Source organism: Nostoc sp. (genome assembly GCF_036918245.1).
Taxonomy (GTDB): Bacteria; Cyanobacteriota; Cyanobacteriia; order Cyanobacteriales; family Nostocaceae; genus Nostoc.
On sequence record NZ_JBALEF010000054.1, the window covers coordinates 135,050 to 150,114 of the forward strand.

14 protein-coding genes and 1 pseudogene are annotated in these 15,065 nt (G+C 43.7%); 9 read left to right on the forward strand and 6 right to left on the reverse strand.

Going from position 1 to position 15,065, the window contains the following annotated elements:
• The first annotated feature begins 133 nt into the window (after positions 1 to 133).
• Together atpC and V7L12_RS14660 are read left to right on the forward strand one after the other, a co-directional pair.
• Complete coding sequence (gene atpC / locus V7L12_RS14655) at positions 134 to 547, forward strand: ATP synthase F1 subunit epsilon (protein WP_335085120.1); 414 nt, start codon at positions 134 to 136, stop codon at positions 545 to 547.
• A gap of 261 nt (positions 548 to 808) precedes the next feature.
• Positions 809 to 2,914 (forward strand): SPFH domain-containing protein, encoded by a 2,106-nt coding sequence (locus V7L12_RS14660; RefSeq protein WP_335085122.1) that lies wholly within the window; start codon positions 809 to 811, stop codon positions 2,912 to 2,914.
• Positions 2,915 to 3,167: 253 nt separating this feature from the next.
• On the opposite strand, the gene V7L12_RS14665 is transcribed toward V7L12_RS14660, so the two are convergent.
• Entirely contained in the window at positions 3,168 to 3,863 is a 696-nt protein-coding gene (locus V7L12_RS14665; RefSeq protein WP_335085124.1) for a hypothetical protein, read from the reverse strand.
• A gap of 101 nt (positions 3,864 to 3,964) precedes the next feature.
• On the opposite strand from V7L12_RS14665, the gene V7L12_RS14670 reads away from it, so the two are divergent.
• Positions 3,965 to 5,755: a serine/threonine-protein kinase gene (locus V7L12_RS14670; protein WP_335085126.1), complete on the forward strand. Its 1,791-nt coding sequence runs from the start codon at positions 3,965 to 3,967 to the stop codon at positions 5,753 to 5,755.
• Between the two features lie 10 nt (positions 5,756 to 5,765).
• Here the strand turns inward: V7L12_RS14670 and V7L12_RS14675 are convergent, their stop codons facing one another.
• Entirely contained in the window at positions 5,766 to 6,065 is a 300-nt protein-coding gene (locus V7L12_RS14675) for a 30S ribosomal protein PSRP-3 (protein ID WP_094333099.1), read from the reverse strand.
• Positions 6,066 to 6,224: 159 nt separating this feature from the next.
• On the opposite strand from V7L12_RS14675, the gene V7L12_RS14680 reads away from it, so the two are divergent.
• From V7L12_RS14680 to V7L12_RS14690, 3 genes are all read left to right on the forward strand, one after another.
• The gene (locus tag V7L12_RS14680) at positions 6,225 to 6,629 is read left to right on the forward strand and encodes a hypothetical protein (protein WP_335085129.1); all 405 of its coding nucleotides are present in this window, start codon (positions 6,225 to 6,227) and stop codon (positions 6,627 to 6,629) included.
• A 77-nt stretch (positions 6,630 to 6,706) separates the two neighbouring features.
• Positions 6,707 to 7,522: a TIGR01548 family HAD-type hydrolase gene (locus V7L12_RS14685; protein ID WP_335085131.1), complete on the forward strand. Its 816-nt coding sequence runs from the start codon at positions 6,707 to 6,709 to the stop codon at positions 7,520 to 7,522.
• Positions 7,523 to 7,596: 74 nt separating this feature from the next.
• A complete protein-coding gene (locus V7L12_RS14690; RefSeq protein WP_335085132.1) occupies positions 7,597 to 8,991 on the forward strand; it encodes a cytochrome P450 in 1,395 nt (464 codons plus the stop codon).
• A 6-nt stretch (positions 8,992 to 8,997) separates the two neighbouring features.
• Here the strand turns inward: V7L12_RS14690 and V7L12_RS14695 are convergent, their stop codons facing one another.
• From V7L12_RS14695 to ruvB, 4 genes are all read right to left on the reverse strand, one after another.
• Complete coding sequence (locus tag V7L12_RS14695; RefSeq protein ID WP_335085135.1) at positions 8,998 to 9,840, reverse strand: FkbM family methyltransferase; 843 nt, start codon at positions 9,838 to 9,840, stop codon at positions 8,998 to 9,000.
• Positions 9,841 to 9,978: 138 nt separating this feature from the next.
• Positions 9,979 to 11,265 (reverse strand): glycosyltransferase, encoded by a 1,287-nt coding sequence (locus V7L12_RS14700; protein ID WP_335085137.1) that lies wholly within the window; start codon positions 11,263 to 11,265, stop codon positions 9,979 to 9,981.
• 11 nt (positions 11,266 to 11,276) lie between these two features.
• Positions 11,277 to 12,080, reverse strand: a complete 804-nt coding sequence (locus V7L12_RS14705) for a tetratricopeptide repeat protein (RefSeq protein WP_335085138.1) — start codon at positions 12,078 to 12,080, stop codon at positions 11,277 to 11,279.
• A gap of 129 nt (positions 12,081 to 12,209) precedes the next feature.
• Positions 12,210 to 13,310, reverse strand: a complete 1,101-nt coding sequence (gene ruvB, locus V7L12_RS14710) for a Holliday junction branch migration DNA helicase RuvB (protein WP_104905485.1) — start codon at positions 13,308 to 13,310, stop codon at positions 12,210 to 12,212.
• Positions 13,311 to 13,714: 404 nt separating this feature from the next.
• Here ruvB and hisF point away from each other — a divergent pair, with 404 nt between their 5' ends.
• The 3 genes and pseudogenes from hisF to V7L12_RS14725 form a co-directional block, all read left to right on the forward strand.
• On the forward strand, positions 13,715 to 14,488 hold the full coding sequence (gene hisF / locus V7L12_RS14715) for an imidazole glycerol phosphate synthase subunit HisF (protein WP_334825278.1): 774 nt from the start codon (positions 13,715 to 13,717) through the stop codon (positions 14,486 to 14,488).
• Between the two features lie 99 nt (positions 14,489 to 14,587).
• Entirely contained in the window at positions 14,588 to 14,779 is a 192-nt protein-coding gene (locus V7L12_RS14720) for a hypothetical protein (RefSeq protein ID WP_334825280.1), read from the forward strand.
• A gap of 151 nt (positions 14,780 to 14,930) precedes the next feature.
• Positions 14,931 to 15,026: pseudogene (locus V7L12_RS14725) on the forward strand (IS5/IS1182 family transposase); the annotation flags it as partial.
• Positions 15,027 to 15,065 lie beyond the last annotated feature (39 nt).

Here is a 15,065-nt window from a genome sequence, read left to right on the forward strand (position 1 = left end):
TTGGTCATTGGTCACTGGTCATTGGTCATTAGTCATTAGTTCAAGTGCTAATGACTAATGGCAATTACAAATGACAAAGGACAAAAGACAAAGGACAAAAAACAACAGACAACAGACAAAGGACAAAAGACAAATGACATTAACCGTTCGTGTAATTTCCCCAGATAAGACAGTCTGGGATGCTCCAGCTGAAGAAGTCGTTTTGCCTAGCACTACTGGTCAACTAGGTATCTTAACTGGACACGCACCACTTTTGACTGCTCTAGATACTGGTGTCATGCGAGTTCGTGGCGCAAAAAATCAGAATTGGGAAGCGATCGCTCTTTTGGGTGGTTTTGCCGAAGTCGAAGAAAATGAAGTGACAATTCTGGTTAACGGCGCTGAACGTGGCGACAAAATCAATCTTGATGAAGCCCGTGCTGCTTACAACCAAGCAGAAGCGCGTCTGAATCAAGTAGCAGGAGACGATCGCCAAGCCCAAATTCAGGCAACCCAAGCCTTCAAACGGGCCCGCGCTCGGTTTCAAGCTGCTGGCGGTTCGGTCTAATTTAACTTTCTATTTCAACTTTGTAGGTTGGGCAATGTCCAACCTACAAAATATTTATTCAGAAGAACTCAGCAGTCAGAAGTCAGAATTCAGTATGAATTCTGTACGGGTGCTAAAAGTCTATCCGTAAAGGGATGGAGTATTCTGAATTCTGACTCCTTGTTTATTAAATTTTAAAAAATTACGCCAAGTTTAAGAAATCTAGCCAAGCTTTGATGAAGTGTTAACTTAACTAATTAGTTGCCCAAATGGGCACAAATTATGAAAAGCATTTCATCTTTGCTTGGTACGTGTAAACAAAATAAGGTAGCTCGTTTTGCAGCATCTGTGGTAACAACGTTAGCAATTGCTGGTAGTGTTTACTCTGCCAATGCTACTTCTGTCAAAACAACTACTGCAAAAGAAATTACTTCAGCGACTGTTCAGCTAAATCAGACCACACCAAATATTACCCAGTTACAAACGAGCAGGACTCAATATCAAGCTGCTGGACTTGATCCAGTTGTGCTGGTTCCGATTCTACTTGTTGGCGGTTTAGTTATATTCGTCCCCCTGTTCTTTGGCGGACTGGTGGTTATTGGCGAACGTGAAGTCGGCATTGTGGTGAGGAAATTTACCCTTTCCGGGCGTGGACTCCCCGCCGGCAGTCTGATTGCTCTCAACGGCGAAGCTGGCTTACAGGCAGATACTTTAGCTCCTGGTTGGCACTGGGGCTATTGGCCTTGGCAGTATTCTGTAAAGAAAGAACCGGTAATTGTCGTTCCCCAAGGGGAAATCGCTTTGATTGTAGCGGCAGATGGAGCATCCAACCCACCAGAGCGGATTTTGGGTAAAATCGTGGGTTGTGACAACTTCCAAGATGCTCGAAAATTCCTCACGGAAGGTGGCGAAAAAGGGCGGCAAATGGGTTTTCTTACGGCTGGTACATACCGGATTAACACCGCCTTGTTTAAAGTCATCATGGCATCAAATGCCAGCGCTCATGGCATGACTCCAGAACAGTTGCGGGTGTATAGTCTGGCATCTGACAAAGTTGGCATCGTCACTACTTTAGATGGCGTGCCAATTTCCGCAGGTGAACTTGCAGGCGCGATAATTGACGGACACGACAACTTCCAAAATGGTCAGAAATTTATTAATGGAGGTGGGCGGCGAGGTTTACAAGAACAAACCTTGCTTTCTGGTTCTTGGAACTTGAATCCTTGGTTTGTCCAGGTTGAGGAAGTGCCAATGACGGAAATTCCCATTGGGTATGTAGGTGTGGTGATTTCTTTCGTTGGCAAGGCACATCAAGATGTCAGCGGTGCAGCTTTCACCCACGGTAACTTGGTTAATCCTGGACATAAGGGCGTATGGATCGAACCGCTGTATCCTGGCAAGCACCCAATTAATTCCCGGATTATGAAGATGGAACTGGTGCCTACGACTAACATTGTATTAAATTGGTCAGACCGTACCGAACGCCACAGCTATGATGCTCAACTAGCTTCCTTGACAGTGCGATCGCGTGATGGGTTTGCCTTTGATTTGGAAGTAGCACAAATTATCCATGTGGGTGCTTTAGATGCCCCGAAGGTAATTTCTCGCGTTGGTGCAATGCAAAATCTGGTAGACCATGTATTAGAACCGACTATCGGGAATTATTTCCGCAACTCAGCCCAAGACTATACTGTACTAGACTTTCTGACTGCTCGGAGTGAACGGCAAGCTGAGGCTGCTGAGTATATTAAAACAGCATTACGGGCTTATGACGTACAAGCGATCGACACCCTCATTGGTGATATTCAGCCACCAGCGTCGTTAATGCAGACACAAACAGATCGGAAAATTGCTGAAGAAGAACGCAAGACTTATGAAGTCCAGCAGATGGCGCAAACGCAACGGCAGCAACTTGTCCGGGAAACGGCACTGGCTAATATCCAGCAAGAAATGGTGAAATCGGAGCAGAGTGTGCATATTGCTGACCTAAAAGCCCAAGCCCAAATCAAAGAGGCGAACGGTGAAGCTGAAGGGACAAAACTCCGGACAATTGCTGAGGCTGAAGGTATTCGGGCCACAGGTAATGCCAAAGCTGAAACCTACCGCGCTGGTGTGGAAGCTTTGGGGCCACAAGGTTATACAGCAATGCAACTGATGCAGATTATCGGCGATCGCAATGTCCGCTTGATTCCAGATGTCTTAGTTGGCAGTAACGGCAGCAATAATGGCTTAGTGGATGGGCTACTATCGATGATTTTATGGAATCAAACTGGTAAGGGTGAATTGACACCAACACCTTTGCATCCACAACCAGTAGTTACCCAAACACAACCAACCCCAGAAAACGGTCTTCCACCTATAGTTGTGAATTTTCCGGGGGATAAGTAATATTAGCAACATCTGGTAGGGGCGTAGATATGTGCATTGGTGTCAAATTACAGCTATTTTCAGGTAAATAGACCACACGGTAGGGGCGCAAGGCCTTGCGCCCCTACAACAGATGTGGTTCAAATACATGAAAACTGCTGTAAGTTGACACCAATGAGATATGTGCGCCCCAATACGGTTTGGATAAGCAGGGGAGGCAGGGGAGGAAATAGTTACAAAGAGACACGTTCAGCCTCTTCTCCCAAACTAAAATTCAATCGTTTTGCCTTGGAATTCCCCGTCGCTCAAGATAGATTCGCTCTACATCAGAACGAGCAGCTATCGTTTGGATTAACAAAGGGGTGACTTCCGCCACCACAATTGGTGTATAAAGAGATTGATAAATGACCCGCTGGTTACTTTCCTTAAGTTGGTTTACAAGAGGTTGCTGAATTGCCTCATAGTGAGATTTAAGAGTATTCAAGTGATTTTGATGCTCAGTGCGGTTCGATCCTCGATCAGGCTGAACTGTTTTTCCTTTTAAATGAAAAACGACCCTGATAGGGCTATTGCTTCCTTGACTAATGCGATTGGCTAATTCGGTTTCCAATTTGCCAACGAAGCCCTTATTGTTGATTGCTTGAATAGCCTGGTCTAACACTTCCTGACTAATTTGATTGCCAGCAGCATCAAGGGATACACCATAGATATTGCCTTGGGGATCTATTAGCTTAAACCGCGTGATTCCAGTATCAGCTAGAGTTACTTTGTTAGCTACACTGAGGTGGTCAGCCAAGATTCCTGTAGTCTTAGAAACCTCTAACTTAGCTTTTTCAGCCAAATTGTTTAATGTCTGGTTTCCTGAGAGCGGAAGGCTAAAGGCTACTGTAGGCACAAATGAGATAATAGCAGATAAGCAAATGGTTAGACCTAAAAATTTCTGCATCTTGATAATAAGTAAGTTCAACATGATAAGTTTTCAACCGGACATGATATGAAACTGAAGTTCCGAGTTCTGAGTAACTAAAAACAGCTATATTTTATTGTGGATGCTGTGTAGGCAAAGAAATTTTGCTTTTACAAGAACGTTATCGTTTACTCAAGCAGATTGGTAAAGGGGGATTCTGCAAAACTTTCCTCGCTGTAGATGAAGGTCAGTTTCCGCCAGTTCCTTGCGTCGTTCAAGAATTATCGCTGGAAGACGAAACATTTAAAAATTTTCAGCAGAAGGCGCAAAAGCTAGAGGAATTAGGAAAGCATCCGCAAATTTCCGCTTTATTAAATTATTTTCAGCATAACGGGCATTTTTATTTAGTGCAGGAGTTTATTGCAGGCACTAATTTAGCTCAGGTGGTTGAAGAAGAAGGCGCTTTTAATGAAACTCAGATTTGGCAACTTTTAGAAGATTTATTGCCAGTTTTGCAGTTTATTAGCGATCGCAACATCATTCACCGCGATATTAAACCCCAAAATATCATCCGTAGATCCCCAATTACCAAGAAGGGGGATTTCGTCATAGTCGATTTTTCCACTGCGAAAATCGTCACAGAAATCGATCGGCTAACATCTGAAACCAGTATCGGCAGTCCAGAATACGCTGCACCAGAGCAGACGAAGGGAAAAGCCATTTTTGCTAGTGATTTATATAGCTTGGGTGTAACTTGTATTTATTTACTTACGCAGATTTCTCCCTTTGATTTATTTGATATTGCAAATGATTGCTGGGTTTGGCAACAATATCTTACTACTAACGTAAGCGATGTCTGGCGACAAGACTCAAAGAGTCTACGCTTGGCGCAAATCCTCGACAAGCTACTGCAAAATTCTGTTAACCGTCGTTTTCAATTGGCTGATGAAGTTATGCAAGCAATGGGTATCGAATCTAAAACTCAAAATTTTAAATTACCAACTCCTCCTTGGCGATGCTTGCATACCCTAACTGAGCATTCTGGAACATTGAGTAGGGTGAATGCCCTTGCCATTAGTCCTGACGGTCACACTTTAGTCAGTGGTAGTGATGACAAAAACATCAAGTTGTGGGATTTAAATACCCAAAAAGTCCTAGCTAGCTTATCAGGACATTCCCAAGCTGTAAAATCAGTTACCTTCAGTCCTGATGGGAAAATTTTGGCAACTGCTAGCGGCGATAAAACTATCAAATTGTGGGAGGTTGAGACATTAAAGGAAATCTGCACCCTGTTGGGACACTCACACGCAGTAAAATCAGTTGCTTTCAGTCCAGATGGGCAGATTCTCGCTAGTGGTAGCTGGGATAAAAGAGTCAAACTTTGGGATGTAAATACTGGCACAGAAATTTGTACCATAACTGGACACCAATTACAGGTAAATTCAGTAGCATTTAGTCCCCAAGGACAGCTTTTAGCCAGCGCTAGTTATGACAGAACAATTCGCTTGTGGCAGCTAACTGCATTAGAAGGTTTCCAGAGAGAACTTCAAAACCGCCCATGCTATAGCTTGTTAGGCACCCTTTCGGGTCATGCATGGGCGGTTTTGACAGTCGCTTTTAGTCCCGATGGGAAAATTTTGGCGACGGGTAGTGATGATAACACTATTAAGTTGTGGGAGGTAAACACTGGTCAGCTAATTTGCACACTTTTAGGCCATTCTTGGTCTGTGGTGGCTGTGGCTTTTACTGCCGATAGCGAAACGCTCCTAAGCGCAAGTTGCGACAAAACAGTTAAACTTTGGAGGGTAAGCACAGCAGAAGAGATTGCTACTCTCTCTGGTCATGTAGACTCAGTATCTGCTGTTGCTGTGAGCAAAGTTACACAATTAATTGCAAGCGGCAGCCGGGACAAGACTATCAAACTGTGGCAGCTTGTAGAACAGGACAATAGCTAATTTTGTAATATCAAGCGCTACCTGTAAAGGCAACTTCTGGAAATTTCAACTGAGCTTCTGCCATTGGACGGTTTCTACCTTCCTCTTGCCAGTAGTTAATCACTTCTGTCGCTTTGTTAAGCAACTCAACACGATCCAGGTCAGTAATCCAATGTTTGGACTCTAATTCCTTTTTTAACTCTTCCCAGGCGTCATTTCTGGGCCAAAAAAAGTACTTAGTCAAAGGACTGGTGCCTTTGCCTACAACTTGATCGACTGCTAGAGCAACGTTCTCGTCTAACCACAGAATTTTCAAAATAAACTTGGTCAATCACACCTCCGGGAATTTCCGGGCATTACTTAACTAGGATAGCGATCGCTTATTTTAACGCAATACCCTATCAAATGACCAAACAGTGGTTGAGAATGGTCTACCACAAGGTTTTATGCTTAAAAGGAAAATCAGCAGTTAGTTTCGTTTTGCTTGAATGTGTCAGGACTAGCGATTTCGTCTGATTGTGCATTTTCCAATTCTTCGAGGTGGGTTGAACTATGCGATCGCCAGCCAGGTTCATCTGGGGTGGAAATGGCGGCAACGCTAGCGGATTTACTGCCAACTTGGTACATCCCTTTAGGCGGGAAGCCACAGGACATTCGGATTGTAATTTTGCAACGTGGTTTTGAAATTCTCAAAGAGTCCGCAAGCGATCGCCTCCGTGAAACTGCACAGTCGGCGCTCCAACAGCGAACTGCCTCTGTCGAGGTATTGCTAGAATCTGAAGTCAAAGCAGTTCATCCGGGAACTGTAGAATTTGAGCGCAATGGGCAACTAGAGAGATTAGCCGCCGCTACAGTGGTATGGACAACTGGGAATGCGACGCATCCAGTAGATTGACTCGCTTATTTATGAAAGGATGAATACATAAAGCCAGATGACTAGAATCAAATATAAAACTCTTTTCCTCCCTACCCATGACTGAACAAACTTCTGCAAAAGCGATTGTTGTTTTCGATATTGATGGCGTTGTGCGCGATGTTAGCGGTTCCTATCGCCGGGCGATCGCAGATACCGTAGAATATTTTACTACCCAAGCATATCGTCCAACCCCACTGGATATTGACCAACTCAAGTCTGAAGGCGTGTGGAATAACGATTGGGAAGCATCGCAGGAATTAATTTACCGCTACTTTGAAACCCAAAAACAGACCCGCGAACAACTGCAACTAGATTACAATGCGATCGTTGCTTTTTTTCAATCGCGTTATCGTGGCTCAGACCCAAATAATTTTACTGGGTATATCTGTAATGAACCCTTATTATTACAATTTAGCTATTTAGAACAACTTACCCAAGCCGGGATTGCTTGGGGATTTTTTAGCGGTGCGACTCGTGGTTCAGCTAACTACATTTTGGAAAAGCGTCTGGGCTTAGAATCTACAGTGTTGATTGCGATGGAAGATGCGCCAGGTAAACCTGACCCCACTGGACTTTTTGCTACAGTTCGTGAATTAGAAAATGGAATTGAGCAAAAATCAGCGATCGTGTATGTGGGAGATACGGTAGCAGATATGTATACCGTCGAGAAAGCACGAAGTCTAGATTCTTCTCGCCCTTGGATTGGTGTAGGGGTTTTACCGCCCCATGTACAGGAGACAGCAGCCCGTAGTGATGCATACAGTGAGACACTAATAGCAGCAGGAGCAGCAGTAGTTTTGCGTAATGTGCAAGAATTAACCCCAAGGCAGATTCAAGAATTGATAAGTTCATCTGCCCAATCTGTGATCTAAACTTAATCAAGCTAGGGGTGCATGAATGACTGGCTAATAACAATCTTGCTTTAATCATTAGGAGATTAATCAAAATGTCTGCACTTAAACTGCCTAAAGGCCCTCAAACTCATCCTTGGGTACAGACGTATCAGTGGCTTACTAATCCCTTAGAATACATAGAAGACTGTGCTAAACGTTATGGTGATATCTTCACCCTTCAGCTCGGACAAAATTCTCCTCCTCAAGTTTTCGTTAGCAATCCTCAGGCGATTCAGCAAATTTTTACTACAGATCCAAAACAGTTGGACTCTGGCGAGTCAGCAGGGATTAGCTCGCCTTTATTAGGACGGCAATCACTACTAGCGCTAGACGGAAAGCCTCATCAGCGACAAAGAAAGCTATTGACACCGCCCTTACATGGGGAACGAATGCTAGCTTATGGTGATTTAATCCGCGACATTACTGAGCAAGTGACTAATCAGTGGCAGGTTGGAGAATCCTTTGCAGTTCTGCCATCAATGCAAGCAATCTCTTTCCAAGTAATTTTAAAGGCTGTATTTGGTCTAGAAGATGGGCCACGTTACGAGAAACTCAATGAATTCCTGATTGCAATCCTAAATCCCAAAATCCCTATCTTAAGAACAGTTCTGCTTCTTTTTCCATCAATGCGACAGGATTTAGGTGCGTGGAGTCCTTGGGGGAAATACTTGCGTTTACGGCAGCAAATTGATCAACTCATTTACGCCCAGATTCAAGAACGCAAAGCACAACCCGATCCATCTCGGACTGATATTCTATCTTTAATGATGGCTGCTCGTGATGAAGCGGGAGAGCCGATGACAGACTTGGAATTACGTGATGAACTGATGACCCTATTAGTGGCGGGTCACGAAACTACTGCAACTTCCTTATCATGGGCGCTGTACTGGATTCATCATCTGCCGCAGGTGCGGGAAAAACTGCTGCAAGAATTAGATAAGTTGGGTGAACAACCAGATCCAAACGCTATTTTCCGATTGCCTTATTTGAATGCTGTCTGTTCTGAAACCCTACGCCTTTACCCAGTGGCGATATCGGCACTAAATCGAGTGGTCAAATCACCGCTACAAATTGGGGAATACAAGTTTGAGCCTGGAACTCTGCTAATTCCCTCTATTTATTTGACCCATCATCGAGAAGATTTATATCCTGAGTCGAAGCAATTTAAGCCAGAGCGTTTCCTAGAACGGCAATTTTCTCCATCTGAGTATTTACCCTTTGGTGGCGGGAACCGTCGCTGTATTGGAATGGCATTTGCCTTGTTTGAGATGAAATTGGTGTTGGTGACAGTGCTGTCTCACTGGCAAATGGAACTGGCTGATAGCAAACCAGTGCAGCCAGTACGTAAGGGTTTGCTATTTAGCCCAGTAGGTGGTGTGAGGATGGTGGTGAAGGGGAAGCGTCTTCAAAATCAGCCCATTCTCCAGACTAGCTTTAGTTCAACTTGAAGAGTTTTAGAATGCGTTAGATGACTCCCGTAAGGCATATAAGTTGAAAGTGTCGGAACCCTGTTTCAAGGGTTCTTGCTTCACTGTAACCTTGCTCAAACCGTATTTTTGAAGTAGCTCCGTAATTCTTTTAACTCGATTATCCAAATCGTGTACTTCTACAACGACTTGCTTAATCTTCTGCCAATCTTGCTCCTCAATACCTAAAAGCACATCTAACTCACTTCGCTCCACATCCACTTTCAGCAAGTCAATTTGCTGAACATTATACTCGCGGATAATCTCTGATACAGTTCTCAATTGGCAAGTGACTTGTTCTACTTGAAAAGCTTTCTCCAATTTGTTATCGAGAATAAGCGATCGCAAAAACGACGGCAACCAACGAAGCCAACGGACTTGACTTGGTGCATCTTTGAGATTATTGCGTAGAATAGCATTCTTAAACTTATCTCGTTGCTGCTTTGAACCATCAGGATAAGCGCTAGACAATGCTGTAGCGTTAGGATAGTAAGCAAACTTCATTGTTTTAGATTCCTGTGAAAGTCCACAGGGAAATACTTTAATTTTTTCTGGTTCAAAGCGTTGGGCATTAGCTTGTAGAACATCAAAAATGGCAGGAATAGGCTCGAATGAATAAACATTCACATTTGTTTTACACAGATGAAATACCCATAATGTGAATAAACCAATATTTGCACCCACATCAAATACGGTGTCACCTTCGTGTAACTCAATTCCATATCGGAAATACTCCTGGATTTGCCCATAAATAATCGGTACTTCCTCTTTGCGGATGCAAAATATTTTCATGCCATTAGGAAGCGTATTCTCTGGGATTAAAGTTGGCATAAAAAAAATATAAGACTCCTATTTGATTTTTGAAAAAAAACTCAGTACATTTTTATTTCTTCTTCCCTGTTAACAGTTCTTTGTCTCTACGAGGGATTCAGGAATCAAATCAGATTGCTATATATGCATAATATTTTATTACTGTTGTGTTTGAGCCAAGACAGGCTTGCGCGTAGAAACAGCCTGCTCAATAATATCGGCGGCTCGACTTACCCCCCCAGCAGCGTGAGTAGCTGCTTGTAATCTGAGGGCATTCTGTTTATAAGATTCTTCTGTCAACACCCGCCTGATAGCATTTTTTAATCTGGGAACATTCAGTTTATTGAGGGTGACAAGCTCACCTGCCCCTGTCCAAGCGATACGCGCTGCTACTCCTGGTTGGTCATTAGCAACTGGAATTGCCACCATTGGCACTCCTTTTTTCACACATTCCATTGTTGTATTCATTCCCGCATGAGTAATCATGAGGGTGGCTTTTTCTAGCACTTCTAATTGAGGTGCATACTCAACTACTAAAGGATTTCCTGCCAAGTCTGGCAATGATTCTGGTTTAGCAGAACCTCCCAGAGAAATCACTAACTGAGCATCCAAATCTTCACAAGCTGAAGCAATAGTCTGAAAAACCCAAATCAGACGATTTTGTAATGTTCCCATCGAAGCGTAAATTAACGGTTTCCCCGTCAATTTTTCATAGGGGAAAGAGACAGGTGCTCGACTGGCTGAAGTATGGTAGCTTCCCGTGAAATGGAACCAAAAAGCTAATTCTTCCCTGGGAAATTCAAACTCAGCAGGTGCATTACTTATTTGAGCCAGTTGAGAGTTACTATCTTTAAGATTAGAATACACGGGTAATTTCCACTCTCGACGATATTCATTGATCAAATTTTTAAGTGGTTTGGCGACGCTATTAAGTAACGTGTAACCCATTTGGTTGCGTAAGCGTGCCCACCCAGCTGGGCTATACTTCCAAGTTGTGAAAAAAGGAGGAATGCTAGGTTCTTGATTCAGCACCACAGCGCTGCACACAGTGATGAAAGGAATTTCGAGAAACTCTGCAATTGTCCCTCCCTCTACTGAACTTTGGTTTACTAGCAATGCTTCTACGCCTGCTGCTTTAAGTAATGCTGGAGCCTCTTGGAGTGTCACAGATGAAATATGCTTTAGCAGTTCAACAGTGTATCGAAACGCAGCAAATCCACGCAGTTGACCTAACTTGGTAAAGGATTTTGCTGTTGAGCCAGGGAGAAAATCTTTTTCACCAATTGATTGGAATTCTATTCCTGCTGCCAGTGCTTTAGGTTGAGAATCGAGTGTTGCCAAGAGGGTGACGCGATGCCCACGCCGTTGAAGTTCCTGCCCCAAGGGAAGCATAGTGTTGAGGGGGCCAGTTGTTGCACCGGGACAGATGATACCAAAATGAGTCATGATAAATGCCTCTATTTGATTTTCAAGAATTTATCTAAAGCTGATACCATACTGGGCGGCCAACGGCGGATATTTGTTACCCAGTTAATGTCCTTATAACGGCTATCTAGCCCGTAAGCTGCTACCCAGTTACTTTCGGCTTCACCTTGTTCTCCATTTACCCAATATGCAGCTGTGAGGGCAGCACGCACATCAGCAAACTTGGGATATTTACGGACAATATTTCGCATTTCACGGATTGCTTGCTCTTTTTGACCAGTTTCATAAAGGGCGAGGGCATAGTTAGCACGGGCGAAGGCAAAATTCGGGGCTATCTCATTAGATTTTTTGTAGTCTGCGATCGCATCATCCCATTTTCCTAATCCTGCTGTGGCATTACCGCGATTGTTATACGCCATCGCATCGTTAGGATCGAGTTCTAAGACATGATTATAATCTGCGATCGCCGAATCCCATTTTCCCATCCCTTCCAACGCTGCGCCCCGATTCAAATATGGATCGGTGACATTTGGCGCTAGTTCTATGGCTTTGTTATAATCTGCCAACGCGTCTTGCAATTTATTCTGGCTTACCCGCGAATTTCCCCGGTTACTCCACGCCCCCGCATTCGTAGGAAATTGCTCAATAATCTTTGTCCAGTAAGTTTCAGCCGTAGCAAAGTCACCTTGATTCGTCGCTATAAACGCTTGATTTGCCCACTCATCACCTTGTTTTAACTGTTCTTGAGTAATGGGCGGCTGAGATTGTGCCATGACTGGAGTACCCCAGCCAAACACAATTAACAGACTGAGAAAAATACTAATTAACTTAATCATCTAGGTTTACCTGTTTATCTTGAAGATGGGGCATGGGGCAGAGGAATGGAGTTCAAAGCCTCTTTAATGGAGTTCAAAGACTCTTTAACGAGTATCAATGCTCCATGCCCAATGCCCCATGCCCATAATTTACAATAATGACAACTGTTCATTAGGCGGCGTGAATCCCAAATGCTTATATGCTGCCTTTGTCGCCATCCTGCCGCGATGAGTCCGAGTTAAATATCCAATCTGCATGAGGTAAGGTTCATACACCTCTTCAATTGTTTGAGTATCTTCACCCGTCGCAGCTGCCATTGTTTCTAACCCCACCGGCCCGCCGTTAAATTGTTCAATTATCACACTCAGCATCTGACGATCTGTCCAATCTAAACCGCAAGGATCTACTTGGAATAGTTGCAATGCCTCGGATGCAATGTTTTCATTAATCTCTCCAGATATTTTTACTTCCGCATAATCACGTACTCGTTTCAGTAACCTATTAGCAATACGTGGCGTTCCGCGTGAACGACGGGCAATTTCTGTGGCACCATCTTCTGTAACGGGGGTTTTGAGTAATTGAGCGGTTCGCAGTACAATTTTAGTCAGTTCGTCAACTTCGTAAAATCGGAGTTTTTGAATCAAACCAAAGCGATCGCGCAGTGGTGAGGTTAAAGCACCAACACGGGTTGTAGCCCCTACTAGGGTAAACTTTGACAGCGGCAAACTTCTGATGCGAGCGCTGGAACCCTTACCAATGGTAATATCTAAGCGATAATCTTCCATTGCTGGATAGAGAATTTCCTCCGTCATCCGCGAGAGGCGATGAATTTCATCCACGAATAAGATATCCCCTGGCTTGAGGTTTACCAATAGCCCAACAATATCTCGTGGACGTTCTAGGGCTGGCGCACTAGTAATTTTGTAATTTACCCCCATTTCCGATGCTAAAATCATTGCCATTGTGGTTTTGCCCAATCCCGGCGGCCCATACAGCAGCAAGTGGTCCAGTACCTCACCACGAGACTTAGCTGCTTTAATGGCAATATCTAGCACATCCTTTAAATCTTTTTGCCCAATGTAATCAGCAAATCGGTGTGGTCGAATACCTTCTTCTTGCTGTTCTTGCTCATCAATAGCAGCTTCAGGCTTTAAAATATTTTCTGTGGATGGTGCTTTCGCCGACTCTCGACGCTGCTTTGGTTCTCCGTTGGGTTCTGGAGGCTGTTTTTTCGATGAGATTATCGCCATAATTCAGCTATCTACTTTTAAGGGAACAGAATAATTTGTAATACTCGCCAAAGGCGAGAAGCAAGCTACGTAATGACGCTCTCTACGAGACGCTAAAAGCGAACGCGGACTCGCTACCGCTGCGCTAACGTAATTCGTAATTAGGAGTGGGGGGAGGCAAGAGGAGAAAGCAATGCCCAATACTTCGGCTTCTCTTTGAGACGCTACGCGTAGCTTGCTTCCCCGGAGGGGTACGCTCAGTACAAGTGCTCCATGCCCGATGCCCCATGCCCAATACTTCGACTTCGCTCAGTACAAGTGCCCAATGCCCCATGCCCAATACCCATGAAAATTTTCGTTTGAGAATACCCGCGCCAATTTAAAATTTAAATTCCGGTCAATTACCCAGAAGTACAAAAGTTATTATGTTATCTAAAAGAATCTTACCGTGCTTAGATGTGAAGGCGGGACGGGTTGTAAAAGGAGTTAACTTTGTTAATCTCCAAGATGCAGGCGATCCGGTAGAGCTGGCCAAGGTTTACAACGAAGCCGGTGCTGATGAGTTAGTATTTCTGGATATTACAGCTACTCATGAAGACCGAGCTACAATTTTAGATGTAGTCTACCGGACTGCTGAACAGGTCTTTATTCCATTGACTGTAGGTGGTGGCATTCAATCCTTAGAAAATGTTAAAGCTTTGTTACGAGCGGGCGCAGATAAGGTTAGTATTAATTCTGCGGCAGTGCGGGAACCAGACTTGATTAATCGGGCAAGCGATCGCTTTGGTAATCAGTGCATAGTTGTTGCTATTGATGCCAGACGCAGAAATAACCCGGAGAATCCAGGTTGGGATGTGTATGTGCGGGGTGGCAGAGAAAATACAGGCTTAGATGCTCTATTGTGGGCACAGGAAGTTGAAAAACGGGGGGCCGGAGAACTGCTAGTCACAAGTATGGATGCTGATGGAACCCAAGCCGGGTATGACATTGAGATCACAAGGGCAATTGCCGATGCTGTAGAAATTCCAGTTATTGCTTCTGGTGGTGCAGGTAATTGTGAACATATTTACACTGCCCTAACTGAAGGCAAAGCTGAAGCTGCATTACTCGCGTCACTATTACATTACGGACAATTAAGCGTAGCAGAAATTAAAAGTTACTTGCGCGATCGCAACGTGCCAGTCAGAACATTCTATTGATCTACCATTTTCCATTTAATGACATCCATCTAAGGTTAGACACACTTCCTGAAAAGGGTGTTAATATTATTTTACAAGTATTAATAAATATTAAAAAATATGTTGCTTCCTATTTTACTTTTTGATGTAGCCCTGGTAGCGTGGTCGCTGCACTTAATGGAAAAAGCCTACGAGAGTAAAGAATTTTCTCTAATGTTAGCTGGTACCTTGGTTGCTCTTGCTGCCGCTGCCATGTTAGTAGTTTACTTTTTGATGGGGCATTGTATGACCTATTTGTTGAAAGTATCCTAGAGAGTCCTGAGTGCGAGAGGAGATATTTAAAATTTAATTTCCAGAAAAAGCTTGACAAAGTAATAATAATTAATCGGTAATTATATAATTTATTTCAAGGGGTTATAGTGCAGTTGGTAGCGCACCTGTACATTCACAAATTAGATTTAGTAATCGATTTCGGCGTTTGAGTAAGGATTATGAATTATACACAGAGCTAAGTGAAGCAATAATTTATGGCTCATTGATTCGTCTGATGGTAAAGTGAATGGCACCTTAAGCTTTTCTTGACGAATCAGCTCTAAGG

Excerpts from the sequence above, each read along its gene's own strand:
- atpC (WP_335085120.1), top strand. The coding sequence starts at position 134 with ATGACATTAACCGTTCGTGTAATTTCCCCAGATAAGACAGTCTGGGAT.
- V7L12_RS14660 (WP_335085122.1), top strand. The coding sequence starts at position 809 with ATGAAAAGCATTTCATCTTTGCTTGGTACGTGTAAACAAAATAAGGTA.
- V7L12_RS14665 (WP_335085124.1), bottom strand. The coding sequence starts at position 3,863 with ATGTTGAACTTACTTATTATCAAGATGCAGAAATTTTTAGGTCTAACC.
- V7L12_RS14685 (WP_335085131.1), top strand. The coding sequence starts at position 6,707 with ATGACTGAACAAACTTCTGCAAAAGCGATTGTTGTTTTCGATATTGAT.
- V7L12_RS14690 (WP_335085132.1), top strand. The coding sequence starts at position 7,597 with ATGTCTGCACTTAAACTGCCTAAAGGCCCTCAAACTCATCCTTGGGTA.
- V7L12_RS14695 (WP_335085135.1), bottom strand. The coding sequence starts at position 9,840 with ATGCCAACTTTAATCCCAGAGAATACGCTTCCTAATGGCATGAAAATA.
- V7L12_RS14700 (WP_335085137.1), bottom strand. The coding sequence starts at position 11,265 with ATGACTCATTTTGGTATCATCTGTCCCGGTGCAACAACTGGCCCCCTC.
- V7L12_RS14705 (WP_335085138.1), bottom strand. The coding sequence starts at position 12,080 with ATGATTAAGTTAATTAGTATTTTTCTCAGTCTGTTAATTGTGTTTGGC.
- ruvB (WP_104905485.1), bottom strand. The coding sequence starts at position 13,310 with ATGGCGATAATCTCATCGAAAAAACAGCCTCCAGAACCCAACGGAGAA.
- hisF (WP_334825278.1), top strand. The coding sequence starts at position 13,715 with ATGTTATCTAAAAGAATCTTACCGTGCTTAGATGTGAAGGCGGGACGG.
- V7L12_RS14720 (WP_334825280.1), top strand. The coding sequence starts at position 14,588 with ATGTTGCTTCCTATTTTACTTTTTGATGTAGCCCTGGTAGCGTGGTCG.